The 23401-nt window shown below is 74.9% G+C and carries 24 protein-coding genes; 16 read left to right on the top strand and 8 right to left on the bottom strand.

Annotated features, from left to right (window positions below; genetic code table 11):
* Window positions 1-118: 118 nt before the first annotated feature.
* Window positions 119-1057: a hypothetical protein gene (locus tag ACWGSR_RS33620; protein ID WP_453572427.1), complete on the top strand. Its 939-nt coding sequence runs from the start codon at window positions 119-121 to the stop codon at window positions 1055-1057.
* Between the two features lie 7 nt (window positions 1058-1064).
* Here the strand turns inward: ACWGSR_RS33620 and ACWGSR_RS33615 are convergent, their stop codons facing one another.
* Window positions 1065-3260 (bottom strand): prolyl oligopeptidase family serine peptidase, encoded by a 2196-nt coding sequence (locus ACWGSR_RS33615; RefSeq protein ID WP_453572424.1) that lies wholly within the window; start codon window positions 3258-3260, stop codon window positions 1065-1067.
* 191 nt (window positions 3261-3451) lie between these two features.
* Here ACWGSR_RS33615 and ACWGSR_RS33610 point away from each other — a divergent pair, with 191 nt between their 5' ends.
* The 4 genes from ACWGSR_RS33610 (at window position 3452) to ACWGSR_RS33595 (ending at window position 7327) form a co-directional block, all read left to right on the top strand.
* Window positions 3452-3646, top strand: coding sequence for a hypothetical protein (locus ACWGSR_RS33610; protein WP_053640878.1), 195 nt, complete (start codon window positions 3452-3454; stop codon window positions 3644-3646).
* 60 nt (window positions 3647-3706) lie between these two features.
* Window positions 3707-4597: an N-acetyl-1-D-myo-inositol-2-amino-2-deoxy-alpha-D-glucopyranoside deacetylase gene (gene mshB, locus ACWGSR_RS33605; protein ID WP_376247000.1), complete on the top strand. Its 891-nt coding sequence runs from the start codon at window positions 3707-3709 to the stop codon at window positions 4595-4597.
* Window positions 4594-5058 (top strand): DUF6113 family protein, encoded by a 465-nt coding sequence (locus ACWGSR_RS33600; RefSeq protein WP_453572421.1) that lies wholly within the window; start codon window positions 4594-4596, stop codon window positions 5056-5058. The genes mshB and ACWGSR_RS33600 overlap by 4 nt, the downstream gene beginning before the upstream one ends.
* A 175-nt stretch (window positions 5059-5233) precedes the next feature.
* Complete coding sequence (locus tag ACWGSR_RS33595) at window positions 5234-7327, top strand: hypothetical protein (RefSeq protein ID WP_453572418.1); 2094 nt, start codon at window positions 5234-5236, stop codon at window positions 7325-7327.
* Between the two features lie 196 nt (window positions 7328-7523).
* Here the strand turns inward: ACWGSR_RS33595 and ACWGSR_RS33590 are convergent, their stop codons facing one another.
* Both ACWGSR_RS33590 and ACWGSR_RS33585 read right to left on the bottom strand, forming a co-directional pair.
* Window positions 7524-8414 (bottom strand): transglutaminase family protein, encoded by an 891-nt coding sequence (locus ACWGSR_RS33590; RefSeq protein ID WP_376245854.1) that lies wholly within the window; start codon window positions 8412-8414, stop codon window positions 7524-7526.
* Window positions 8399-9454, bottom strand: a complete 1056-nt coding sequence (locus tag ACWGSR_RS33585; RefSeq protein ID WP_453572415.1) for a GNAT family N-acetyltransferase — start codon at window positions 9452-9454, stop codon at window positions 8399-8401. Before ACWGSR_RS33585 ends, ACWGSR_RS33590 begins: the two co-directional genes overlap by 16 nt.
* Window positions 9455-9566: 112 nt before the next feature.
* Here ACWGSR_RS33585 and fdxA point away from each other — a divergent pair, with 112 nt between their 5' ends.
* A complete protein-coding gene (gene fdxA / locus ACWGSR_RS33580; protein WP_053640884.1) occupies window positions 9567-9887 on the top strand; it encodes a ferredoxin in 321 nt (106 codons plus the stop codon).
* A 136-nt stretch (window positions 9888-10023) separates the two neighbouring features.
* Complete coding sequence (gene dapC / locus ACWGSR_RS33575; protein WP_453572412.1) at window positions 10024-11121, top strand: succinyldiaminopimelate transaminase; 1098 nt, start codon at window positions 10024-10026, stop codon at window positions 11119-11121.
* A gap of 111 nt (window positions 11122-11232) precedes the next feature.
* Here dapC and ACWGSR_RS33570 read toward each other — a convergent pair whose 3' ends face one another.
* Both ACWGSR_RS33570 and ACWGSR_RS33565 read right to left on the bottom strand, forming a co-directional pair.
* Entirely contained in the window at window positions 11233-11640 is a 408-nt protein-coding gene (locus tag ACWGSR_RS33570) for an ATP-binding protein (RefSeq protein WP_376245844.1), read from the bottom strand.
* 311 nt (window positions 11641-11951) lie between these two features.
* Window positions 11952-12887, bottom strand: a complete 936-nt coding sequence (locus ACWGSR_RS33565) for a hypothetical protein (protein WP_453572408.1) — start codon at window positions 12885-12887, stop codon at window positions 11952-11954.
* A 29-nt stretch (window positions 12888-12916) separates the two neighbouring features.
* Here ACWGSR_RS33565 and dapE point away from each other — a divergent pair, with 29 nt between their 5' ends.
* Both dapE and ACWGSR_RS33555 read left to right on the top strand, forming a co-directional pair.
* Entirely contained in the window at window positions 12917-14011 is a 1095-nt protein-coding gene (gene dapE, locus ACWGSR_RS33560; protein ID WP_376245838.1) for a succinyl-diaminopimelate desuccinylase, read from the top strand.
* A 105-nt stretch (window positions 14012-14116) separates the two neighbouring features.
* Entirely contained in the window at window positions 14117-14866 is a 750-nt protein-coding gene (locus tag ACWGSR_RS33555) for an LOG family protein (protein WP_376245835.1), read from the top strand.
* A gap of 51 nt (window positions 14867-14917) precedes the next feature.
* Here ACWGSR_RS33555 and folP read toward each other — a convergent pair whose 3' ends face one another.
* The gene (gene folP, locus ACWGSR_RS33550; RefSeq protein ID WP_376245833.1) at window positions 14918-15778 is read right to left on the bottom strand and encodes a dihydropteroate synthase; all 861 of its coding nucleotides are present in this window, start codon (window positions 15776-15778) and stop codon (window positions 14918-14920) included.
* Between the two features lie 102 nt (window positions 15779-15880).
* Between folP and ACWGSR_RS33545 the strand changes: the two genes are divergently transcribed.
* Both ACWGSR_RS33545 and ACWGSR_RS33540 read left to right on the top strand, forming a co-directional pair.
* Window positions 15881-16303, top strand: coding sequence for a hypothetical protein (locus ACWGSR_RS33545; protein ID WP_453572403.1), 423 nt, complete (start codon window positions 15881-15883; stop codon window positions 16301-16303).
* A complete protein-coding gene (locus tag ACWGSR_RS33540) occupies window positions 16300-16914 on the top strand; it encodes a DNA-3-methyladenine glycosylase I (protein WP_453572400.1) in 615 nt (204 codons plus the stop codon). Before ACWGSR_RS33545 ends, ACWGSR_RS33540 begins: the two co-directional genes overlap by 4 nt.
* On the opposite strand, the gene chcB is transcribed toward ACWGSR_RS33540, so the two are convergent.
* Window positions 16911-17714 (bottom strand): 2-cyclohexenylcarbonyl CoA isomerase, encoded by an 804-nt coding sequence (gene chcB / locus ACWGSR_RS33535; RefSeq protein WP_376245825.1) that lies wholly within the window; start codon window positions 17712-17714, stop codon window positions 16911-16913. The genes ACWGSR_RS33540 and chcB overlap by 4 nt on opposite strands.
* A 311-nt stretch (window positions 17715-18025) precedes the next feature.
* Here chcB and ACWGSR_RS33530 point away from each other — a divergent pair, with 311 nt between their 5' ends.
* Window positions 18026-18193, top strand: a complete 168-nt coding sequence (locus ACWGSR_RS33530; RefSeq protein ID WP_009997451.1) for a DUF3117 domain-containing protein — start codon at window positions 18026-18028, stop codon at window positions 18191-18193.
* A gap of 200 nt (window positions 18194-18393) precedes the next feature.
* On the opposite strand, the gene ACWGSR_RS33525 is transcribed toward ACWGSR_RS33530, so the two are convergent.
* Complete coding sequence (locus ACWGSR_RS33525; RefSeq protein ID WP_366371638.1) at window positions 18394-19059, bottom strand: O-methyltransferase; 666 nt, start codon at window positions 19057-19059, stop codon at window positions 18394-18396.
* Between the two features lie 141 nt (window positions 19060-19200).
* On the opposite strand from ACWGSR_RS33525, the gene sigE reads away from it, so the two are divergent.
* From sigE to ACWGSR_RS33505, 4 genes are all read left to right on the top strand, one after another.
* Entirely contained in the window at window positions 19201-19959 is a 759-nt protein-coding gene (sigE, locus tag ACWGSR_RS33520; protein ID WP_366371640.1) for an RNA polymerase sigma factor SigE, read from the top strand.
* Complete coding sequence (locus tag ACWGSR_RS33515; protein WP_453572395.1) at window positions 19956-20906, top strand: anti-sigma factor family protein; 951 nt, start codon at window positions 19956-19958, stop codon at window positions 20904-20906. The genes sigE and ACWGSR_RS33515 overlap by 4 nt, the downstream gene beginning before the upstream one ends.
* A 76-nt stretch (window positions 20907-20982) precedes the next feature.
* Window positions 20983-22791 carry a trypsin-like peptidase domain-containing protein gene (locus ACWGSR_RS33510; protein WP_453572392.1) on the top strand — a complete coding sequence of 603 codons (1809 nt, stop codon included), beginning with the start codon at window positions 20983-20985 and terminating at the stop codon, window positions 22789-22791.
* A gap of 91 nt (window positions 22792-22882) precedes the next feature.
* Window positions 22883-23350: a sec-independent translocase gene (locus tag ACWGSR_RS33505; RefSeq protein WP_376245814.1), complete on the top strand. Its 468-nt coding sequence runs from the start codon at window positions 22883-22885 to the stop codon at window positions 23348-23350.
* Window positions 23351-23401: the final 51 nt, after the last annotated feature.

Here is a 23401-nt window from a genome sequence, read left to right as displayed (position 1 = left end):
TCGCCGTCTCGCAGAGCGTGGACTCCCTCAGTCCGTTCCTGGCGCAGCGACTGGTCTCCCCCCTCCGCATATCCGGAACCGCTTGTTTCGGCCGTGCGCGACCGTGAGTATCGATGCCGTGACTGTGACACGACCGGCACGACTCACCGGCGCCGCGCTCTGCGGCGCGCTCGTCCTCGTCACCACCGTGTGGGTCCTCAAGGACCTCGCCGCGCTCGGCTCGCCCGCCGACCTCGCGTGGTACTGGGCCGGGGACCTGTTCTTCCTCGTCCGGGGACGGGCCGCCACCTCGCTGCTCGACCCGGTGCTCCTCGTCGTCTCCGCGGCCGCCGCCGTCGCCGCCCTCCGCTCGCGGCACGCCGCCTCCGCGCTCGCCGCCACCGGCGCCGTCACCCTCGCCCTGCGCCTGCCCGGCCTCTGGGCGCCCGGCGGCGGGGCCCTCGTCACCGCCGTCCTCGAACTGGCCCTCGCCGCCGGCCTCGTCCTCGTCGCCGCCGTCGGCCGCCGCCCGGCCGACGTCCCGTACGAGCCGCTCCCCGGCCGCCCCCGCACCGGACCCGCCGTCGCCGCCGGGATCCTCCTCGCCGTCGCCGCCGTCACCACGGCGGGCTGGGAGCTGTACCGGTTCGCCGAACTGCCCCTGGAGATCACCGTCGACCGGTTCACCGGCGGCCGGTCCGTCATCAAGGCGGCCCTCGCGCCCCCGCCCGGCTGGCTGTCCGTGGTCCTCGTCGCGCTGTGCGCCACGGCCGCCGTCTCCGCCCTCGCGCGGGCCCGCCACAGCCGCGCCTTCGGACTGCTCGCCGGGGCGCTCCTGGCCGCCGACGGCCTCGCCGGGACCGCCGTGGCCGTCCGGTACGGGACGCTCGCCCACCTCGCGGACCTGCACGCCGCGCACCGGGCGGCCGTCCTCACCTCCGTGCTCGGGCTCCTCGTGGGCGCCGCCGTCCTCGCCCTCCTGGCCGGGCGCGGCGCCCCCGCCCCCGCGCCCGGCCCGTACCCGCCGGCGGGGGCGCTGCCGCCGCCCCCGCCGCACCCCCGGCCGCCCGGCTGGTGACCCGGGCTCAGCCCCGGTCGAGGCCGAGGGACCGCTTCAGGAAGTCCACCTGGAGCAGGAGCAGGTTCTCCGCCACCTGCTCCTGCGGCGTCATGTGCGTGACGCCCGACAGCGGCAGCACCTCGTGCGGCCGGCCCGCCGCGAGCAGCGCGGAGGAGAGCCGCAGCGCGTGCCCCACCACCACGTTGTCGTCCGCGAGCCCGTGCACGACCAGCATCGGCCGCACCGGCACCTCCGGCGACGACAGCCCGTCGTCGGTGAGCAGCGACTGCGCCGCGTACACCTCCGGGTCGTCCTGCGGGGTCCCGAGGTACCGCTCCGTGTAGTGGGTGTCGTAGAGCCGCCAGTCCGTCACCGGCGCCCCGACGACGGCCGCGTGGAAGACGTCCGGCCGCCGGAGCACCGCCCGCGCCGCCAGGTAGCCGCCGTACGACCAGCCCCGGACCGCCACCCGCCCCAGGTCCAGCGGGAAGCGCCCGGCGAGCGCGTGCAGCGCCTCCACCTGGTCGTCGAGCGTCGGCGTCAGGTCGCGCAGGACCGCCTTCTCCCAGGCGGGGGAGCGGCCCGGCGTGCCGCGCCCGTCCGCCACGACCACGGCGAAGCCCTGGTCGGCGAACCACTGGGACGTCAGGTGCGGGTTGTGCGCGGCCACCACCCGCTGCCCGTGCGGGCCGCCGTACGGATCCATCAGGACCGGCAGCGGCCCGTCGCCCTCCTCGTACCCCGAGGGCAGCAGCACCGCGCACGGGATCCGCCGCGCCCCGGCCTCCGTGAGCCGCACCCGGGCGGAGATCACCGGACGCTGCGCGTGCGAGGCGACCGTCGCGACCCGCTCGCCGTCCCGCAGCACCAGCGCCGTGCTCCCCGGCTCCCCGGGCCGCGCCGACACCAGGACGGTCACCGCCCCCGCGCGCGCCGCTCCGTGCGCGCCGGCGCCCTCGGAGACCCGCTCGGCGCCCTCCTCCGTCACCCGGTAGACGTGGACCTCGCCGGTCTCCGGCACTGCCGCGCCCGCGCCCGCCGACGCCGACACGAGGACGTCGTCCGGGCCGACGTCGAGCACCGCCCGGACGTGCAGCCGCCCGTCGGTCAGGGCCCGGTCGCCGACGGCCAGGACCCGCGCCCCGCCGTCGCCCGTGTCCACGTCCGCGCCCCCCTCCGCGACGTCCGCGATCCGCACGAGCCGCCCGTCCGCGCTCCACGCCGGCACCCCCGGAAGCAGCTCCAGCCACGCCGGGTCCTCCTCCACGAGCACGGTCGAGACCGCCCCGGTCGCCGGGTCCACCGCCAGGTGCGCCTGCTCCCGCTGCTCCCGGGTCTGGACGAGCAGCAGCGGCGCCCCGGCCGCCGACCAGTGCACCCGCGCCAGGTACGGGTACCGCTCCCGGTCCCACTCCACCTCCGTGCGCGACCCGTCGAGGCCCAGGACGAACAGCCGCACCTCCGCGTTGTCCGTGCCCGCCGCCGGATACCCCACCCGCTGCGGCTCCCGCTCCGGGTGCGCCGGGTCCGCGATCCACCAGGTCCGCACCGCCCGGTCGTCCACCCGCGCCACGAGGAGCCGGTCCGAGTCCGGGGACCACCAGTGGCCGCGGTACCGCCCCATCTCCTCCGAGGCGATGAATTCGGCCAATCCGTAGGAGACGCCCGGGTCCTCCGGAACGGCCAGCGCCCGGTCGTCCGAGCCGTCCGCGCCCACCACCCGCAGCGCGCCCTCCGCCACGTACGCCACGAACCGCCCGTCCGGCGAGGGACGCGGGTCGATCACCGGTCCCGGCACCGGCAGCTCCCGCGCCGTGCCCGCCCGCAGCTCCGCCGCGAACAGCCGCCCGGAGAGGGCGAACGCCGCCAACTCCACGGCTCCGTCCACCGCGTACGCCACGATCCCGGCCGATCCCTCCCGGCTCCGCTCCCGGCGCGCCCGCTCCTGCGGGGACAACTCCTCCTCCGCGCCCGCGAGCAGCACCTCCGGATCGGCCGCCACCCGCTCCGCCGGTTCGCCGCCCGGCGGCAGGTCGAGCACCCAGAGGCGGTGCGAACGGTCGGTGCCGGAGACGGATCTGACGAACACCACCCGCTCCCCGTCCGGGGAGACCGAGAAACCGCGCGGGACCCCCAGGGCGAACCGCTGGGTCCGGGCGTGCTGGCGGGGGAAGGAGAGCCCTGCCGAGGGTGTGGCGGGCTGCTGTCGAGACAAGGTCATGAGGCCGAAACTAGCGCTGTGCGCCCCCCTCGTGCCTCCGTCCGCCGATCGATGCGATGGCACGGATAGTTATGATCCGTAGCGCTGGGTGGGTATGCATCCGTCTGGCACATGCTCTCTGCTCCTTGCCCGAACCGCTCCGGGCAAACCGACCGAAGAAGTCCGACCGAGAAGTGTGGAGGTGAACCGCCGTGGCACTCTCGATCTCCGTGGTGGTGCTGCTGGCGATCGTCGTCTTCCTTCTGATCCGGAAATCCGGGTTGAAGGCCGGACATGCGGCGATCTGTGCGCTCCTGGGCTTCTACCTGGCGAGCTCGTCCATCGCCCCTTCCATCAGCACCCTCACGACCAACGTGGCGGGCATGATCGGCGGCCTCAAGTTCTGAGCCCGCGCACCCGGGGTCTCCTCCCGGTCCGGCCGCGCGGGGTCTCGTAGGGTGGGGGGCATGTCCGATCTCCCCGCCCGCCGTCTGCTGCTGGTGCACGCGCACCCGGACGACGAGTCGATCAACAACGGCGTCACCATGGCCAGGTACGCGGCCGAGGGCGCCCTCGTCACCCTCGTCACCTGCACGCTCGGCGAGGAGGGCGAGGTCATCCCGCCCGGCCTCGCCCACCTGGCGCCGGACCGGGAGGACCGGCTCGGCCCGCACCGCGTCGGCGAACTCGCCGCCGCGATGGCCGAACTGGGCGTCACCGACCACCGCTTCCTCGGCGGCCCGGGGCGCTTCCGCGACTCGGGGATGATGGGCGCCGAGCAGAACGGGCGGGACGGCGCCTTCTGGAGCACGCGCGTCGACGACGCCGCCCCGCACCTCGTCGAGGTGATCCGCGAGACCCGCCCGCAGGTCCTGGTCACCTACGACCCCGACGGCGGCTACGGCCACCCCGACCACATCCAGGCCCACCGGGTCGCCACCCGTGCCGCCGAGCTGGCCGCCGACCCGGCCTTCCGCCCCGACCTCGGCCCGGCCCACGCGATCGCCAAGGTCTACTGGAACCGCGTCCCGCGCCCCGCCGCCGAGGCCGGCTTCGCCCGGCTGCGCGCCGAGGGCTCCGCCTTCCCGGCGGTCGCGGAGGTCGGCGACGTCCCCGGCGTCGTCGACGAGGACCGGATCACCGCCGAGATCGCCGCGACCCCGGAGCAGGCGGCCCGCAAGAGCGCCGCGATGGCCGCGCACGCCACCCAGGTCGCCGTCGACGGGCCCTTCTTCGCCCTCTCCAACGACCTCGGGCAGCCGATCCTCACCACCGAGTACTACGAGCTGGTCCGGGGCGTCCACGGCGCCCCCGAGGGCGAGCGCGAGACGGACCTCTTCGCGGGGGTGACCGCGTGACCCCCTCCGCTTCCTCCCCGAACCCGCCGCCGCGCGGGCGGGCGGCCTCCTCGGGCGGTCCTCCGCCGTCCGGCCCGGCGAGGTCCGGCCCCGGGTCCGACGGCCGCCCCGTCCCCCGTGGCGTCCGGTACGCCTGGTACGCCCTCCTGTTCGTCCTCGGCGCCCTCGTCGGGACCGCCGGGACCCTCGTCCAGGCCGCCTGGCTCCCCGCCGGCCTGCTCCTCGCGCTCCTCGCCACCGCCGGCCTCTTCTACGGCGGGCTGCGCGCCGCCTGCACCCAGGTCGGCGTGGTCGCGCCGGGCGTCGGCTGGCTCCTCTCCGTCGTCCTGCTCAGCTTCGGACGCCCCGAGGGCGACGGGGTGTTCGGCGGGGGCGTCGGCGAGCTGCTGTTCCTCTTCGGGGGCATGGGTGTCGCTGTGATGTGCGCCACGCTGTCCCGGCTGCCGCGACCGGCCCGGTGAGCAGGGGGACTTGAGGTCGGAGACGTCCCGACTTCGTCCGGATTGCTCTTCGTCGGGGGCCCGGGGGTCGGGTGCGCGGCGGCGGCGGCCAGTATGGTGGTGCGCGCCGCCGAACCGCCCGGGTCACACGAGCATCAGCAAGAGCGGGCGGTGGAGCCAACCGGGAGATCCTGCTTTGAGTCGTGAAACTGGTCGAGAGACTGACAGTTCGTCCTCCGGCGCCCAGGGGCGCGGTGGAGCCGCATACCCCTCGGGCACCCCGCCGTACGGTTCCCGCCAGTATCCGTCGCTCCACCCCTCGCAGGACGCGTCCGAGGAGGCCGCGGCCGCGTCCGCACCGCCGGAGGAGCCCAAGACCGAGACGACGCTGACGACCCGGATCCGGATCAACATCCCGGGTTCGCGTCCGATCCCGCCGGTCGTGGTCCGCAAGACGGTCAACGAGTCGTCCGCCCCGGAGGCCGAGCCGGAGCCCGCGCCCGCCGCGGAGCCCGCGCCCGAGCCGGTGGCGGCCCCGGAGCCGCCGAAGGCCGAGGAGACGAGCGACTGGTTCGCGCCGCGCAAGCCCTCGGCGCCCGCCCCGGCGCCGTCCCCCGCCCCGGCTCCGGGCCCGAAGCGCGCGGCACCCGGCCCGGACGCCCCGGGCACGGGCTTCGCGGGCTCCGCGACCTCGGGCGTCCCGACGGTCGGCGGCACCCCGTCGAGCCGCCCGGTCGCCCCGGCCGGCGCCGCCCCGGGCAACCCGCTGTACGAGACCGGCACCCCCGCGGGCGGCACGCCGATGTACGACGGCACCCCGGGCGGCGGCACCCCGGCGTACGACGGGACCCCCGCCGGCGGCACGCCCCTGTACGACGGCACCCCGGCGGGCGGCACGCCCGTCCACGGCGGTCCGGCGGCCCCGGCCGGTCCGACCACCGGCCCGGTCACCGGCACCGCCTCGTTCGCCGGCCCCGGCGGCCAGGGCCCCTTCCGGGGCCAGAACGGCCAGGGCGGTCAGGGCCCGATGGCCGGCCAGGGCCAGGGCCAGGGCCGGCCGCCCGCGGGCGGCCCGGGCGCGGGCTCCCCGTTCCCCGGCGGCGCCCCGCGCATGTCCGACGACACCGCGGTCCTGACGCCCCAGCAGCTCCCGCCGACCCCCGGCCGCGGCCCCCGGCAGGGCGGCCCGGCGGCCGAGGGCGGTCACCACGTCTCCGGCGACACGCTCACCAGCGGCATCCCCGTGGTCCCGCCGGCGACGGCCCGCCCGAACCCCGCCCCGCGCGCCGAGGAGCGGCCGGCCCCGGCCCCCGCCCCGGCCGCGCGCCAGGCCCCCGCGAAGAAGGGCCGCTCCAAGCTGGTCCTCCTCGGCGCCGGAGTCGTCGGCCTCGTCGGCGTCGCCTACGGCGCGGGACTGCTCCTCAACCACTCCGACGTCCCCAAGGGCACCACGGTGCTCGGCGTGGACATCGGCGGCGGCACGAAGGAGGAGGCCGTCGACAAGCTGGAGGCGACGCTCGGCAAGCGCGCCCACGCCCCGCTCCAGCTCTCCGTCGGCGGCAAGAAGGTCCCGCTGCCCCCGGAGAAGGCGGGCCTGTCCCTCGACAGCCAGGAGACCGTCCGCGCCGCCGCCGGCAGCGACTACAACCCGGTGTCGGTCATCGGCTCCCTCTTCGGCGGCGAGCGGGTCGCCAAGCCGGTCTTCCCGGTCGACGAGGAGAAGCTCGCCGTCGCCCTGACCGACCTCGCGGGCGCCTCCGGCTCCGCGACCGAGGGCACCATCCTCTTCACGCCGAACAAGGTGACCCCGGTCGAGGGCAAGCCCGGCAAGGGCCTGGACGTCCGGCGCTCGATCTACTCGGTCCGCGACGCCTTCCGCGCCCAGGTCGAGACGGGGCGGGCCAAGGTGGTCGAGCTGCCCGTCACGTCCCGCCAGCCGACGGTCACCAAGGCCGAGCTGGACCGGGCGATGAAGGAGTTCGCGGAGCCCGCGATGTCCGACCGGATCACGATCAGGGCGGGCGGCAAGGAGATCCAGTTCGGCCCGGCGCGGTCGCTGCCGCAGATCCTCTCCATGAAGCCCGTGAACGGCCGCCTGGTCGAGGTCTACGACAAGAAGGCGATCGAGCGGCTCCTGGACGGCGCCTTCAAGGGCGTCATGATCACCAAGGGCGACGGCGCCAAGCACGAGGTCTCCGTCGACGACGTGGCGTTCGCGATGCGCGACGCGCTGATGGGCAAGACGCCCGCGGAGCGCACGAAGACGATCGACCTGTCCGGCGAGGGCTGACGGCCCGGACGTCCGAACGCGAGGACGGTGGCGGCGGTGCGGCGCTCGGGCGCGGCACCGCCGCCACCGCCGTTCCACGGACGCACAAGCCCTGGTTCGGGCGGGCCCGGTCCACGGGCAGGACGTGGACCACGGACATGCCCCGGTCCACGGGCAGGCCGTGAACCACGGATACGTCCCGGTCCACGGACACGCCCTAGTTCAGGCGGGCCCGTGCCGCCAGGGCCCGGCGCCGGATCGTGGTCGCCGCCTCCGGGTCCACCGCGTCCATCACCTGCGCGTACGCCTCCATCTCCACCGCGCCCGTCAGGAAGTCCCCGCGCCGCACGAGCAGCTCGGCGCGCTCGTAGCGCAGCCTCGCCGGGTGCGAGGGGAGCAGCAGGGCCAGCTCCACCGCCCACAGGGCGACGCCGGACCGCTCGGGGCGGGGGGCCGCCCAGGCGCGGATGTTGTTGAGGACGCGCAGCACGATCGCGCCGGGCTCGGCCGGCCGGAGCATCGAGCGGTCGAGCGCCTCGCCGGTCGCGCTCGTCACCAGGAGCTCGGCGTCCGCGCCCGTCATGGCGCGCCCGCCCGCGAACGGGTCCGCGAGGCACAGGTCGGCCGGGTCGCCGAAGCCGACGACGAAGTGGCCGGGCAGCCCGAGCCCGTACACGGGCGCACCGGCCCGGCGGGCGACCTCCATCCAGACGACCGAGAGCAGGATCGGCAGCCCCCGGCGGCGCCGGAGCACCTCGTGGAGCAGCGAGGACTCCAGGCGCTGGTAGTCGGCGGGCACGCCCTCGAAACCCTCACGGCGCCCGAGGAGCGCGGCGAGCGCGGCGGCCCAGTCGCCGGTGACGCGGGTCGCGTACGGGACGAGCCCGGCGAGCCGGTCGAGTTCGATCTCGGCCCCGTCGAGGTCGTGCCGGGTGACGGAGGGGTCGGCCACCGCCCCGATGAGCAGACAGAGCCGCGCGAGGTCCGGCCGCTCGGCCCGCGCCTCCTCCGCGAACTCCCGCCGCCAGTCGGGCGGTCCGGGGGGCTCGCCCTCCGGACCGCCCTCCGGATCGCCGTGGGGGTCTTCCTCCGTCACGCCTCCGCCCATCGGTAGTGGTGGTAGTGGTGGTGGGGCGCGAAGCCCATCCCGTCGTACAGCGCCCGCGCGCCGTCGTTGTCCGCCTCCACCTGGAGCCAGGCCGCCGACGCGCCCTCGTCGAGGGCCCGGCGGGCGAGCGCGGTCATCACGGACGTGGCCAGGCCCCGGCGCCGCAGCTCCGGGTCGACCTCGACGGCCATGAAGCCGGCCCAGCGCCCGTCGACGACGCAGCGGCCGATGGCCGCCGGTATCCCGTCCTTGCCCGCCACGGTCGCGAACCACACGCTCGGGCCGGAGACGAGGACCGTCCGCACCGCCGGACCCGGCTCTCCGAAGCGCTGGTAGCGGCGCAGCCACGCCTCGTCGACGGAGCGGGAGAGGCGGACGGCGGAGACGTCGGCGTCCAGGTCCCCGATCGGGGCGAGCGCCCCGATCCGCACCTCGGCGGACACCTCGCGCCGCCAGCCGAGCCGCTCCAGCTCGGCGCAGAGCAGCTCCTGGGTGCCCTCGGCGCCGGTCGCGGCCTGGACGTACGCGGGCAGCCCCCGGTCCGCGTACCACTTCCGCGCGTACGCCAGCGCCTCGGCGACCGGGAGCCCCGGATCACCGAGCGGCAGCACGGAGTTGGCCCGCCGGGTGAATCCCACCCGTCGCCCGGCCACCGCCCCTCCAGGACGCCCTTCGGGCGGCACCTCCTGGAACGAGGCCCGCAGCGTCCACTGCCCGAGCGCCTCGCTCTCGACCGGCTCCCACGCGCGCGCGGTGGCCCGCGCCAGCTCCGCGAAGGTGGCCGACGGGCCCCGTCGGCGGGCCGGGGCGGCGGGCACGACCTTCCCCGCGACCAGGGAGGATTCCGCGATCCGGACGGCCTCGCCGCTCCTCCGTGTGATCAGCAGCACGCCACCGTCCCACGATGTGAGAACCCCGACCGTGTCGGTGAACATGCCGCCCGCCTCGCCCGAGTCGGTCACGCACCGAACGGAGACACGTTTTCCCACGTCAGCGCTGGTGACGCGGATCTCAAGGCGTCCGCCTCCGGTGAATTCCACTGCTTCTCCACCCCTCCTGTTCGGATCGCCCCCGAGAACGGAGATACTAGGTGCGGGCATCGACGACGCCGCGCTCCCGCGCAGACCAGCCCTATCGAGGAGGAACGACAGCGTGACCTACGTCATCGCGCAGCCTTGTGTCGACGTCAAGGACAAGGCGTGCATCGAGGAGTGCCCCGTCGACTGCATCTACGAGGGCAAGCGGTCCTTGTACATCCACCCGGACGAATGCGTCGACTGCGGGGCCTGTGAGCCGGTCTGCCCGGTCGAGGCGATCTTCTACGAGGACGACACCCCGGAGGAGTGGAAGGACTACTACAAGGCGAACGTCGAGTTCTTCGACGAGCTCGGTTCGCCCGGTGGTGCCTCCAAGCTCGGCGAGATCGAGCGCGACCACCCCTTCGTCGCCGCCCTGCCGCCGCAGAACGGCTGATCCACCGCATCCGGTCCCGTACGGCGTCGAGCGCCGTGCGGGGCCGACGCGTTTCCCGAGGCGGCCAGACCGCAGACCGCCAGACCGCCAGACCGTACGGGTCCGCACGGGTCCGTACGAGGAAGTGAGCCACCCCGTGAGCGCAGTCTCCTCGCGCCTCCCCGTCTTCCCGTGGGACAAGCTGGAGCCGTACAAGAAGACGGCCCTGGCGCACCCGGACGGGATCGTGGACCTGTCCGTCGGCACGCCCGTCGACCCGGTTCCCGCGCTGATCCAGGAGGCCCTGGTGGCGGCGGCGGACTCGCCGGGCTATCCGACGGTGTGGGGGACGCCGGCGCTGCGGGACGCGCTCACCGGCTGGTGCGAGCGGCGCCTCGGCGCGGTCGGCTTCGCCCACGAGAACGTGCTCCCGGTGGTCGGTTCCAAGGAGCTGGTGGCCTGGCTGCCGACGCAGCTCGGGCTCGGCCCCGGGGACGCGGTCGCCCACCCGCGGCTCGCCTACCCGACGTACGAGGTCGGCGCGCGGCTCTGCGGCGCGACGCCCGTGGTGTACGACGACCCGGTCGCCGATCTCGACCCGGCCGCGGTCCGGCTGCTCTGGCTCAACTCCCCGTCCAACCCGACCGGGAAGGTCCTCCCGAAGGAGGAGCTGACCCGGATCGTGGCCTGGGCGCGCGAGCACGGCGTCCTGGTCTTCTCGGACGAGTGCTACCTGGAGCTGGGCTGGGAGGCCGACCCGGTCTCCGTGCTGCACCCGGACGTCAACGGCGGTTCGTACGAGGGGATCGTCGCCGTCCACTCGCTCTCCAAGCGCTCCAACCTGGCCGGTTACCGGGCCGCGTTCGTCGCGGGCGACCCGGCCGTGCTCGGCGAGCTGCTCCAGATCCGCAAGCACGGCGGCATGATGACCGCGGCCCCGGTGCAGGCGGCGACGGTCGCGGCGCTCGGCGACGACGCGCACGTGGCCGAGCAGCGCGGGCGGTACGCGGCCCGGCGGGCGGCGCTGCGGGCGGCCCTGGAGGCGCACGGCTTCCGGATCGAGCACAGCGAGGCGAGCCTGTACCTGTGGGCGACCCGGGACGAGCCGTGCTGGGAGACCGTGGCGTACCTGGCGGAGAAGGGCGTCCTGGTGGCGCCCGGCGACTTCTACGGCGAGGCCGGGGAGCGGTTCGTGCGGGTGGCGTTCACGGCGACGGACGAGCGGGTCGAGGCGGCCGTCAAGCGCCTGGGCTGACCCCGGGCGCCCACGGAGGCCCGGCACAGGGCCCGCCCGAAGGCCCGACGCACACGGAAGGGCCCGGGGAGCATCGCGCTCCCCGGGCCCTTCCGGCGTTCCGCGCGGAGGTCAGCCGCCCAGGGGCAGGCCGCCCAGCGTCTGGCCGGTCGGCAGGCCGCCGAGGCCGCCGCCCAGGGCGCCGCCGGTCGGGCCCTCGGCGCTCTCGGCGGCCGCGCCGGCGGTCTTGCCGACGACCTGGCCCGCGGTGGTGCCGGCGGCGTCGCCGGCGACCTTTTGGGCGACCGGGGCGGCGGCCTCGCCGGCCTGGCCGACGACGCCGGCGGTGGACCGCGAGGCGCCGTCGACGGTGTCGCCCGTGTCCGAGACGTCCAGGGCGGACAGGCCGCCCAGGGCGCCGGTCGGCGCGAGGCCGTGGTCGAGGGCGCTCGCGGAGCCGGCCGCACCGACCACGGGGGCTGCTCCGGCCGCGACGATGAGGGCGGCGCGGGCGATCCGGCGGGTCAGGGAGAGGGACATGGTGCTCCTTCGACGAGGTGCGACGTGTGCGTTCGGACGCAGTGACAACCGGCTCCGGGGCGGGAGAGGTTGCGGCGGTCGAAGGTAAAGAATTGGCAATGCGTCGTATTGTCGGGCGGGGAGGAAAATGGACGAACGCGTCATTGCGCGGGTGCCTGCCGAACCGTCACTTCCCTTGCCTTGCAAGGGAATTGCGAGCCGGTCGCATCCCCGGGAGAACCGCTCCCGAGGCGCTTCGAATTCACCGCGTCCCGGACCGGCGCCGTGCCACGGGCGGGTGAGGGAGGGAACGGGCGTGCGGGGGGTTCCGGCTACCGCGCCAGCCGTATGCGGACGGATCCGCCGCCCGCCGCCGGACCGTCCGAGGGCTTCGACCAGCCCCCCAGGGCCTCGCCCGCGCGCCAGACGCGGTCCCGGTAGGAGACCTCCGTGATCCGCAGCGACCCCGCCCGGGCCACCGCCCACTGCGCCAGCTCCCAGCCGCGCCGCTCGTCCGCGCCGGCCCCTGCGCCCGCCACCGGCCGCACCGGCACCACGAGGACCGGCGGCTCCGCCGCCGACCGGCCCGCGCTCGGGCCGCCGGTCACCGCCGTCGGGGCCGCCTTCTGGCCGAAGGCCCGTATCAGCTCCGCGCGCACCCGCTGCGGATCGCCCGGCCGGCCCTCCTCCGGGTTCGCCGTGCAGGAGAGCCCGGCCGGCGTCCGGCCCGTCAGGGCGGCGGCGAGCAGCGCGGCGTCCGGCTCGTGCTTCGCGTACGCCTGCGGGAAGCCGCTCTTCTGCACCTTCTGCGCCGCCACCGTCAGCGGCAGCCGCGAGTACCCCGGGACCTTCTCCAGGCCCGCGTAGAACTTCCCCGCCGAGTACACCGGGTCCATGATCTGCTCCGGCGTCCCCCAGCCCATCGACGGACGCTGCTGGAAGAGGCCGAGCGAGTCCCGGTCGCCGTGGCCGATGTTCCGCAGCGCCGACTCCTGGAGCGCCGTCGCGAGCGCGATCGTCACCGCCCGCTCCGGCAGCCCCCGGGTGGTGCCCACGGCCGAGACCGTCGCCGCGTTGGACGCCTGCTCCGGAGTGAACTCGTAGCGGTGGTCGCCGCTGCCCACGCTGCACCGCGGAGTGCCCCTGCTGCCCGTCATCTGGTGGAGGCCGACGTACGACGCAAGGCCGAGGAGCGCGGCGAGGGCGGCCGCGGAACGGGCGAGGCGGCCACGGCGGGCGGGGCGGATGGGCTCGGACACGGGGCCCACCGTACTGGAGGCCGGGTTAGGGTCGGCATATGGCTGACATCACCCCGCCCGACGCCCCCCTCGACCTGTCGCTGGACGGGGCCGCCCTCACCGCCGCCCTCGTCGACCGCCCGTCCGTCAGCGGGACCGAGCGGCCCCTCGCGGACGCGATCGAGCGGGCCCTGCGCGCCCTGCCGCACCTCACCGTCGACCGGTACGGCAACAACGTCGTCGCCCGCACGACGCTCGGCCGCGGCGAGCGGGTCGTCCTCGCCGGCCACATCGACACCGTGCCGATCGCCGACAACGTGCCCTCCCGGCTCGACGAGGACGGCGTCCTGTGGGGCTGCGGCACCTCCGACATGAAGTCCGGCGTCGCCGTCCAGCTCCGGATCGCCGCCACCGTCCCCGAGCCCAACCGCGACCTCACCTTCGTCTTCTACGACAACGAGGAGGTCGCCGCCGACCTCAACGGCCTCGGGAAGATCGCCGCCGCGCACCCCGATTGGCTGGAGGGCGACTTCGCGGTCCTCCTCGAACCCTCCGACGGCCAGGTCGAGGGCGGCTGCCAGGGCACCCTGCGCGTCGTCCTGCACACCGCCGGCGAGCGCGCCCACTCCGCCCGCTCCTGGATGGGCTCCAACGCCGTCCACGCCGCCGCCCCGATCCTCGCCCGCCTCGCCGCGTACGAGCCGCGCAAGCCGGTCATCGACGGCCTGGAGTACCACGAGGGCCTCAACGCCGTCGCGATCGAGGGCGGCGTCGCCACCAACGTCATCCCCGACGCCTGCACCGTCACCGTCAACTACCGGTACGCCCCCGACCGCTCCCCGGCCGAGGCCCTGGCCCACGTCCGCGAGGTCTTCGCCGACTGCGACATCGCCGACCTGGTCGTCGACGACGAGAGCCCCGGCGCCCTGCCCGGCCTCTCCCACCCCGCCGCGGAGGCCTTCATGAAGGCCGTCGGCGGCAGCGCGCACCCCAAGTTCGGCTGGACCGACGTCTCCCGCTTCAGCGCCCTGGGCGTCCCCGCCGTCAACTACGGACCGGGCGATCCGATGTACGCGCACAAGCGCGACGAGCACGTCGTCGTCGAGCGGATCCACCACTGCGAGGCACGGCTCCGCGACTGGCTGACTGCCTGACTTCCGTAATTTCGCGTTTCGTCACCTGTGTCGTCCTACCCTGACCGGACCAGAAGATCAGTTGGCGGTCCACGGCGGACCGCCGATCGGCGGAGGGAGCAGGCCATGGGCATTCCCGAGGGAGTGGCGAAGCCCGAGGAGCAGCGGCTGGGGCCGGTGCTCAGGCGCAGGGACCAGGTCCAGCCGGGCACGACGGACCAGCGGCTGCTCGACACCGAGGGCGACTCGGAGTGGGTGCACACCGACCCCTGGCGGGTCATGCGCATCCAGTCCGAGTTCGTCGAGGGCTTCGGGGCCCTCGCCGAACTGCCGAGCGCGATCAGCGTCTTCGGCTCGGCCCGCACGAAGCCGGACTCGCCCGAGTACGAGGCGGGCGTACGGATCGGCAAGGCGCTCGTCGAGGCCGGCTTCGCGGTCATCACGGGCGGCGGCCCCGGCGCCATGGAGGCGGCCAACAAGGGGGCCAGGGAGGCCGACGGCGTCTCGGTCGGCCTCGGCATCGAGCTCCCCTTCGAGCAGGGGCTCAACCCGCACGTCGACATCGGCGTGAACTTCCGGTACTTCTTCGTCCGCAAGACGATGTTCGTGAAGTACGCGCAGGGCTTCGTCGTCCTGCCCGGCGGCCTCGGCACCCTGGACGAGCTCTTCGAGGCGCTCACCCTGGTGCAGACCCGCAAGGTCACCCGCTTCCCGATCGTCCTCTTCGGGACGGAGTACTGGAAGGGCCTCGTCGACTGGCTGCGCGACTCGGTCGTCGCGGGCGGCAAGGCGGCGGAGCAGGACCTGCTGCTCTTCCACGTCACGGACGACGTGGAGGAGGCGGTGGCGCTGGTGAGCAAGGAGACCGGCAAGTAGGACCGGTCCGCTTCCGGGGGGCGCCGCACCGCGGCGCCCCCCTTCGCCGTCCTACGCCAGTCCGCGCCGCGCCACGGCCGGCGGCCGGTGGCCCGCGATGGACGCCACCATGTCCAGGACCTGCCTGGTCTCCGCGACCTCGTGCACCCGGTACACCTGCGCCCCCAGCCACGCGGACACCGCCGTCGTCGCCAGGGTGCCGAGCAGTCGCTCCTGCACCGGGCGGTCGAGGGTCTCGCCCACGAAGTCCTTGTTCGACAGGGACACCAGCACCGGCCAGCCGGTCTCCGCCATCTCGCCGAGCCGCCGGGTCGCCTCCAGGCTGTGCCGGGTGTTCTTCCCGAAGTCGTGCCCCGGGTCGATCATGATCCCGTCCCGGCGCACCCCCAGCGCCGCCGCCCGCTCCGCGAGGCCCACGGTCACCCGCAGGACGTCGGCCATCACGTCCTCGTACTCCACCCGGTGCGGCCGGGTCCGCGGCTCCGCGCCGCCCGCGTGCGTGCAGACGAGCCCCGCCCCGTACTTCGCCGCCACCTCCGCGAGCCGGGGGTCGACCCCGCCCCACGCGTCGTTCAGGACGTCCGCGCCGGCCTCGCAGACCGCCTCGCCGACGTCCGCCCGCCAGGTGTCCACGCTGATCACCACGTCCGGGTGGCGCCTGCGGACCTCGGCGACGAAGCCGACCGTGCGCCGCGCCTCCTCCTCGGCCGTCACCTCCTCGCCGGGGCCCGCCTTCACCCCGCCGATGTCGACGATCGCCGCCCCCTCGGCCACGGCCCGCTCGACCCGGGCGAGCGCCGGCTCGTCCAGGAAGGTCGCGCCCCGGTCGTAGAAGGAGTCCGGGGTCCGGTTCACGATGGCCATGACCACCGGTTCGTGCGGCCCGAATTCACGCCGTCCCAAGCGCAGCATCCCTTTTGTCCTCCCTCGCGTCCGTTCGCCTGCGACCCTAACCGTCGGTGATGCATGGCACGATCGGCACCGGACGGTTTCCACTCCGGGGAGAGGCGCGCAGTGTTCTGGTTTCTGCTCATCACGATGGTCGTGGTCGTGGCCGCGGTGACCCTGGCCGTGGTCGGCGGCGGCGACAGCGAGGTGCTGCCCGAGGTGGCGCCCGAGCAGCTCGTCGACCCCCTGCCGGTCACCCGGCCGGTCGACCGCGCCGACGTCGAGGCGCTCCGCCTCCCCGTCGCCGCCCGGGGCTACCGGATGGCGGACGTGGACGACGTCCTGGTCCGCCTCGGCGCCGAACTCGCCGAGCGGGACGCCCGGATCGCGGAACTGGAGGAGGCGCTGGCGGGCCCGGGCGGCGGCACCGGCCCCGGCGGCGGCTCCGGCTTCGGCCACGGCGGCTCCGGCTTCGGCACCGGCGGCGGCTCCGACTTCGGCACCGGTTCCGGCTCCGGTTCCGGCGGCGCGGAGGGCGAGCGCCCGTGACGGCCGGCGGCGCGCTCACCGGACCGGACGGCCTCGCACGCTGCCCGTGGGGCCTGTCGACCGAGGACTACGTGGCGTACCACGACGAGGAGTGGGGCCGCCCGGTCCGCGGCGACGACGCCCTCTTCGAGCGGCTCTCCCTGGAGGCCTTCCAGTCGGGCCTGTCCTGGATCACGATCCTGCGCCGCCGCGAGGGCTTCCGGCGCGCCTTCGCGGACTTCGGCATCGCCGCCGTCGCCGCCTTCGGCGAGGCGGACCGCGAGCGGCTCCTCCTGGACGCGGGCATCATCCGCAACCGGGCCAAGATCGACGCCACCCTCGCCAACGCGAAGCTGCTCGCCGGCTGGGAGCCGGGCGAGCTCGACGCCCTGATCTGGTCCCACGCCCCCGACCCGGAGAACCGCCCGGCCCCGCGCACGCTCGCCGACGTCCCGGCGGTCACCGACGAGTCCACGGCCCTCTCCAAGGCCCTCAAGAAGCGCGGCGTCCGCTTCGTCGGCCCCACCACGGCCTACGCCCTGATGCAGGCCTGCGGCCTGGTCGACGACCACCTCGCGGACTGCGCGGCCCGGGACGGCCGCCTCGCCGCCGCCCCGGAGGAGGCCTCCTAGCGCCCCAGGTACCGCGGCTTCTCCTTGGCGATGAAGGCGCGGACCGCGATGGTGTGGTCCTCCGACGCGCCCGCCAGGGTCTGGAGCTCCTCCTCCTTGTCCAGGGCCTCGGAGAGCGAGTGGTCGGCGCCGTACGCCAGGGACTCCTTCAGGGCCGCGTACGCCACCGTCGGGCCGTCCGCGAGGGCGCGGGCCGTCTTCGCGGCCTCGGCGGCGAGGTCGGCGGCCGGGACCAGGCGGTTCGCGATGCCCAGCTCGTACGCCTCCTGGGCACCGATCGAGCGCGGGAAGAGCAGCAGGTCGGAGGCGCGGCTCGCGCCGATCAGGCGCGGCAGCGTCCAGGACACGCCCGAGTCGGCGGTGAGCGCCACGCCCGCGAAGGAGGTGTTGAAGGAGGCCGTCTCCGCGACCACCCGGTAGTCCGCCGCGAGCGCGAAGCCGAAGCCGGCCCCCGCCGCGACGCCGTTCACGCCCGCGACCACCGGCTTCCGCATGCCGGCGAGCGCCCGGACGATCGGGTTGTAGTGGTCGCGGACCGTGTTCATGGTCTCGCGCGTGCCGGACTCCTGGTCCGCGAGGAGCAGCCCGACGTGCTCCTTCAGGTCCTGCCCGACGCAGAACGCCCGGTCCCCGGCCGCCGTGAGCAGCACCGCCCGTACGGCGGGGTCCGACGCGGCCGTCTCCGCCGCGTCCCGGAGGGCGACCTTCGTCGCGACGTTCATCGCGTTCATGGCCTCGGGCCGGTTGAGCGTGATGGTCGCGAGCCCGTCGCTCACCTCGTACAGCACCGTGTCCGCCATGGGTTTCCTCCGCCTCGTCGCGTGGTTGACCAGCACAGCATGGCGGAGATCGACACCGCCGCACATGTGAGCTGCGTCAAAGAACCGGGGCGGTCGGCAGGACGCCGGGCGGCGAAGTATCGCAGGCCGAGCGACGAAATGTGGGGTTATGAGAGAGCGCGTTGCGCAAGCGATGCCATTCGATGTTGGTCATCGGGTCCTGCCATGCGGGATAATGACCTGGAAGCAATGTGTTCGAAGCCGGTCACGCGTGCTCCACACCAAGGAGCTGCCCGGTTGTCGATGGGCTGGTTTCAGGAAGGGGAACAAGCATGGCGGCCATGAAGCCGCGGACGGGTGACGGCCCGCTCGAGGTGACCAAGGAGGGGCGGGGCATCGTCATGCGCGTTCCGCTCGAAGGCGGCGGTCGGCTTGTCGTCGAGCTGACCCCCGACGAGGCCGAGGCGCTGGGCGACGCCCTCAAGAAGGTCGTGGGCTGACCCTCTCTCCCCGATTTCCACCGCTGCCCCGGTACGGCCCGCCGTACCGGGGCAGCGGTGTCTCCGGAGGGCGTACGGCTCCGGGGCACGCCGGTCGGCGGACATACGGTTTTGGGGACGCCGGCCGGCGGCGGACGCGTACGGCTCCGAGAGGTGCCGGTCGGCGGCGGACGCGTACGTACGGCTCCGAGGGGCGCCGGTCAGCCGCGGCGCACCGCGCACAGCAGGCCGTCGCCCACCGGCAGCAGCGAGGGCACCAGGTCCTGGCTCTCCCGCACCGCCCGCAGCAGCTCGCGGACCCGCTGGACCTCCGCCGGCTGTGCCGACGAGTCGATCGTCCGCCCGTCCGCGAAGACGCCCTCGAAGCAGACCAGCCCCCCAGGTCGCAGCAGGCGCAACGATTCAGCGAGGTAGTCCAGGTACTCGAGCCGGTCGCCGTCGCAGAACACGAGGTCGTACCCGCCGTCCGCGAGCCGGGGCAGCACGTCCAGGGCGCGGCCGGGGATGAACCGGGCCCGGTTGCCCGCGAAGCCCGCCGCCCGGAAGGCCGTCTTGGCGAGCTGCTGCCGCTCCGGCTGGAGGTCCACCGTCGTCAGGACCCCGTCCGGCCGCATCCCGAGCAGCAGGTAGATGCCCGACACGCCCGTACCGGTGCCGATCTCCGCCACCGCCTTGGCGTCCGCCGTCGCGGCGAGCAGGCGCAGCGCCCCGCCGGTGCCCGGCGACACCGGGGGGAGCCCTGCCTCGTGAGCCCGCTCACGGGCCCAGCGCAGTGCTTCGTCCTCGGCGACAAAGGCGTCGGCGAACGCCCAGCTCGTCTGCCGGTTGGCGGTAATGGCCCTCTCCTGTCCCCGTAGTTGACGCAACGGTGACTGTATCCGCTGCCGACGGGAACCCGCAGATGGGACCGGGCGTTCACCAGGGGAGGGACGCGACGGAGGCAGCCGGGCGAGCCGGTTCCAAATTCGCGTAAAGATTCTTATCCGGAACTAACGGGCGAGGTGGCTATGGTAGGGGCTCCACTGGACACCACCAGAGCCGACAGGGGAGGTGCGGCTGCGCCTGTGGACCGGAGGGGCGTGATCCGGCGCCTTCTCGGGTCGGCGGGTGAGCCGAAATCCGTGACCGACACCGCTGACCGTTCCCGCACCGCCGACTCCGCACCCACCACCGCGACCTTCGCATCGGACGCGGAATCGCAGGCGTGGACGCCTCCCACGTGGGAGGAGATCGTCAGCACGCACAGTGGCCGGGTCTACCGCCTCGCCTACCGCCTCACGGGCAACCAGCACGACGCCGAGGACCTGACCCAGGAGGTCTTCGTCCGCGTCTTCCGCTCGCTGTCGACGTACACCCCGGGCACCTTCGAGGGCTGGCTCCACCGCATCACCACCAACCTCTTCCTCGACATGGTCCGCCGCAAGCAGCGCATCCGCTTCGACGCGCTCGCCGACGACGCCGCCGAGCGGCTGCCCAGCCGCGAGCCCTCGCCGCAGCAGGCCTTCAACGACACCCACTTCGACGCCGACGTGCAGCAGGCCCTCGACACCCTCGCGCCCGAGTTCCGCGCGGCCGTCGTCCTCTGCGACATCGAGGGACTGTCGTACGAGGAGATCGCCGCGACCCTCGGCGTGAAGCTCGGCACCGTCCGCAGCCGGATCCACCGCGGGCGCTCCCACCTCCGCAAGGCGCTCAAGCACCGCTCGCCCGAGGCCCGGGCGGAGCGTGCGCTCGCCTCCGTCGGATGGGAGGCGGGCACAGCGTGAGCGGCACACTCCCCACGTCACCGACCCCCGCGGAGCACCACCTCGGGGACCGGCTCGCCGCGCTCGTCGACGGCGAGCTGGGCCATGACGCCCGCGAGCGGGTCCTCGCCCACCTCGCGACCTGCGCCCGCTGCAAGGCCGAGGCCGACGCGCAGCGCACCCTCAAGAGCGTCTTCGCCTCCGCCGCGCCCCCGCCGCCCTCCGAGGGCTTCCTCGCACGGCTCCAGGGCCTTCCCGGAGGGCCCGGCGACCCGTCGGGAGATCCCGGGGGCCCGGAAGGGTCCGGAGGCCTCGGGAGCCGGGGAGGGCCGAAGAGCCCCCTCGAAGAACTCCTGGGCGCCCGCGGGGTGAAGTCGGACGGCTTCGCCACGGCGGCGGTCGTCACCCCGCACCCGGGACCGGGACGGCCTGCCACGGGCTTCCGCATACACGAGGTCGGTGACCGTCCGGCGGGCTCCGGCGGACGCGGCCGGCGCTTCGCCTTCGCGGCGGCCAGCGCCGTCTCGTTCGCGGCCATCGCCCTCGGCGGCTCCCTGCCGCTGGACACCTCGGTGAACGCGGGCGGGCGCGGCCAGGGCACGGGCAGCGCCGTCACCCCGCTCCGCACCACCGCAGCGGGCGGCGGCACCGGCACCGGTACGTCACCGGGGCGCGGCACGCGCTCCGGCGAGCGCGCGGGCACGCAGGCCGTCGCCGCCGAGCCGCTCTCCGGGGTCACCCCGGCGGCGGTTCCCCGGGGGCCGGTCGTGGCCGTGGTCCCGCTGATGGCGGGCCACTCCTTCGTCCCGCCCCGGGTGGCCGTGGGCCTCTCGTACCCGCCCCACCGGTCCCTACTCCCCCTCTCGCCGTTCGTCCGGGCGGCAGGTCCGGTCCTCCCGCCGGCCTTCGGTCCCGGGCCCGGTCCGGGGCCGAGCCCGACGACCACGTCGCTCGGCTCCCCCCGTTGACCCGCGACCTGGTTGAATCCAGGGACAGTGGCGTCCGCCCCAGGGGCACGGACGGGTCAGCGGTTGCGGGGAGAGCATGAACAACGGGAAGCCGAACTGGTGGAGCCGTCCTTCGAGCACGCCGGAGGCGGCGCGGATACCCGCGCCGCCTCCGTCCGGTGACGGTGACGGCGACTTCCCCCTGCCCGCGCCGCGCCCGTCCACGGCCCCGGAACCGCCGACGACGGCCCCGGCCGACGCCGCCGCCCGACGGGACGAGGCACCGGCAGCGGAGCCGCAGGACCAGGCACCGGCCGCCGCGCCCGAAGGGGCCGGCTCCCGGGGCGCCGAGCCCGCCGCCGACGGTTCCGGGTCCACCGAGGCCGCCGAGGCCGCTCCCCAGGACTCCGCGCCCGCCGGGACCGGCGCCACCGAGCCCGCGCCCTCCGTCGTCCTGACCAAGGGCGGGCCCGGGGGCCGGGAGCCCGTCCCCGCGCAGGACCCGGTGCCCGCACCCGTCCCCGCCCAGGACCCGGCTCCCGAACCTGCACCCGCCTCCGCGCCGCAGACGCAGCCCCTGCACGCCCCCGACGAGTACCGGACGCCGCCCTACGGCGAGCCCGGGCCGTGGGCGCCCGCGCCGCCCGTGCAGCGGCCCCCGGCCCCCGCCCCGCCCCACCAGCAGGGCCCCGTGCCTCCCGTACCGCCGCGTCCGCAGGGGCCCGCGCCCTGGGGCCAGTACGACCCCTGGGGCGTCGGCGGCCCCGCGCTGCCGCCCGCGCCCGCGAAGAGGTCCCGGAAGGGCCTCGCCGTCGCGGGGGCGCTGGTCTTCGCGCTGTTCACCGGCGTCATCGGCGGCGGGATCGGCGCGTACGTCGAGCGGAACGGCGGGATCAGCACCGTCGAGCTGCCCCAGGCCGCCGCCGAGGACACCGGCCGCGCCCCCGACAGCGTGGCCGGGATCGCCGCCAGCGCCCTGCCCGGCGTGGTCACCCTGCACGTCAAGGGCGGCGGTTCGTCCGGCACCGGCACCGGCTTCGTCCTGGACACCAGGGGCCACATCCTCACCAACAACCACGTCGTGGACGGGGCCCGGTCCTCCGCGGACATCTCGGTGACCTTCTCCACCGGCGAGACCGCCCGCGCCAAGCTCGTCGGCAAGGACACCGGCTACGACCTGGCCGTCGTCCAGGTCACCGGCGTCTCGGGCCTCAAGCCCCTGCCGCTCGGCAACTCCGACAGCGTCCGCGTCGGCGACCCGGTCGTCGCCATCGGCGCCCCCTTCGACCTCTCCAACACCGTCACCTCCGGCATCATCAGCGCCAAGGAGCGCCCGATCACCGCCGGCGGCGAGAAGGGCGACGGCAGCGACATCAGCTACGTCGACGCGCTCCAGACCGACGCCCCCATCAATCCCGGCAACTCCGGCGGGCCCCTCCTCGACTCCAAGGCCCGGGTCATCGGCATCAACAGCGCGATCCGCGCGGCCGGCGGCGGCGACGGCGAGGGCGACGGCGCGAGCCAGCCCGGCTCCATCGGCCTCGGCTTCGCCATACCGATCAACCAGGGCAAGCGGGTCGCCGAGGAGCTCATCAGGACCGGCAAGGCCGCCCACCCGGTCATCGGGGTGAGCCTCGACATGCAGTACGACGGCGACGGCGCCCGCGTCGGCGAGAAGGGCAAGGACGGCACCGCCTCCGTCACGCCCGGCGGCCCGGCCGCCGAGGCGGGGCTCCGGCCCGGCGACGTCATCACCAAGGTCGACGGCCAGCGGGTGCACAACGGCGAGGAGCTCATCGTGAAGATCCGCGCCCACCGCCCCGGCGACCGCCTGGAGCTCACCCTGAGCCGCGACGGCAAAGAGCTGACAAAGACGTTGACGCTCGGCTCCTCGCAGGGCACCTGAGCGCCATGCGGCGTACACCGCGAGGTACCCGCCCGGCTGTTTCGGCGGGTACCGTGGACCGGGCCCTGGACCGGCGTGAAGGAGCTACAAGGTGTTCAGCGACATAGGCGCTCTCGAGCTGGTGACGCTCGTGGTCCTCGCCGTGCTCGTCTTCGGGCCGGACAAGCTCCCGAAGGTGATCCAGGACGTCTCGCGCTTCGTCCGGAAGATCCGCGAGTTCTCCGACAGCGCGAAGAACGACATCCGCAGCGAGCTGGGCCCGGAGTTCAAGGACTTCGAGTTCGAGGACCTCAACCCCAAGACGTTCCTCCGCAAGCAGCTGGAGGGCAACGAGGACCTCCGGGAGCTCGACGAGCTGCGCAGCACCTTCGACCTCAAGAAGGAGATGAACGAGGTCGCCGACGCGGTCCACGGCCGCGAGACCCTGCCCGCCGTCAACGGCTCGGCGACCGCCGGGGCCTCGGTCGACGGCTCCCCGGTGGGCACCTCGGACCTCCTCAAGAAGCGGGACGAGCCGGACGCCGGCGGGCGCCCCCCGTACGACTCCGACGCGACCTGACGACGGGCTGTCACCGATCCGGCGCGCCCCGGTGGCTATCCTCGCTCTGTT

The organism is Streptomyces sp. NPDC055632 (assembly GCF_053618675.1).
Note: the sequence above shows the minus strand (reverse complement) of the source record. Positions and strands in the feature narration are given on the sequence as shown.

What these genes read in the sequence shown, in the direction of transcription:
- sigE (WP_366371640.1), top strand. Translation starts at nt 19,201, where the DNA reads ATGGTAGGGGCTCCACTGGACACCACCAGAGCCGACAGGGGAGGTGCG.
- ACWGSR_RS33615 (WP_453572424.1), bottom strand. Translation starts at nt 3,260, where the DNA reads ATGACCTTGTCTCGACAGCAGCCCGCCACACCCTCGGCAGGGCTCTCC.
- dapE (WP_376245838.1), top strand. Translation starts at nt 12,917, where the DNA reads ATGGCTGACATCACCCCGCCCGACGCCCCCCTCGACCTGTCGCTGGAC.
- ACWGSR_RS33555 (WP_376245835.1), top strand. Translation starts at nt 14,117, where the DNA reads ATGGGCATTCCCGAGGGAGTGGCGAAGCCCGAGGAGCAGCGGCTGGGG.
- ACWGSR_RS33510 (WP_453572392.1), top strand. Translation starts at nt 20,983, where the DNA reads ATGAACAACGGGAAGCCGAACTGGTGGAGCCGTCCTTCGAGCACGCCG.
- ACWGSR_RS33570 (WP_376245844.1), bottom strand. Translation starts at nt 11,640, where the DNA reads ATGTCCCTCTCCCTGACCCGCCGGATCGCCCGCGCCGCCCTCATCGTC.
- ACWGSR_RS33530 (WP_009997451.1), top strand. Translation starts at nt 18,026, where the DNA reads ATGGCGGCCATGAAGCCGCGGACGGGTGACGGCCCGCTCGAGGTGACC.
- mshB (WP_376247000.1), top strand. Translation starts at nt 3,707, where the DNA reads ATGTCCGATCTCCCCGCCCGCCGTCTGCTGCTGGTGCACGCGCACCCG.
- chcB (WP_376245825.1), bottom strand. Translation starts at nt 17,714, where the DNA reads ATGGCGGACACGGTGCTGTACGAGGTGAGCGACGGGCTCGCGACCATC.
- folP (WP_376245833.1), bottom strand. Translation starts at nt 15,778, where the DNA reads ATGCTGCGCTTGGGACGGCGTGAATTCGGGCCGCACGAACCGGTGGTC.
- ACWGSR_RS33590 (WP_376245854.1), bottom strand. Translation starts at nt 8,414, where the DNA reads ATGGGCGGAGGCGTGACGGAGGAAGACCCCCACGGCGATCCGGAGGGC.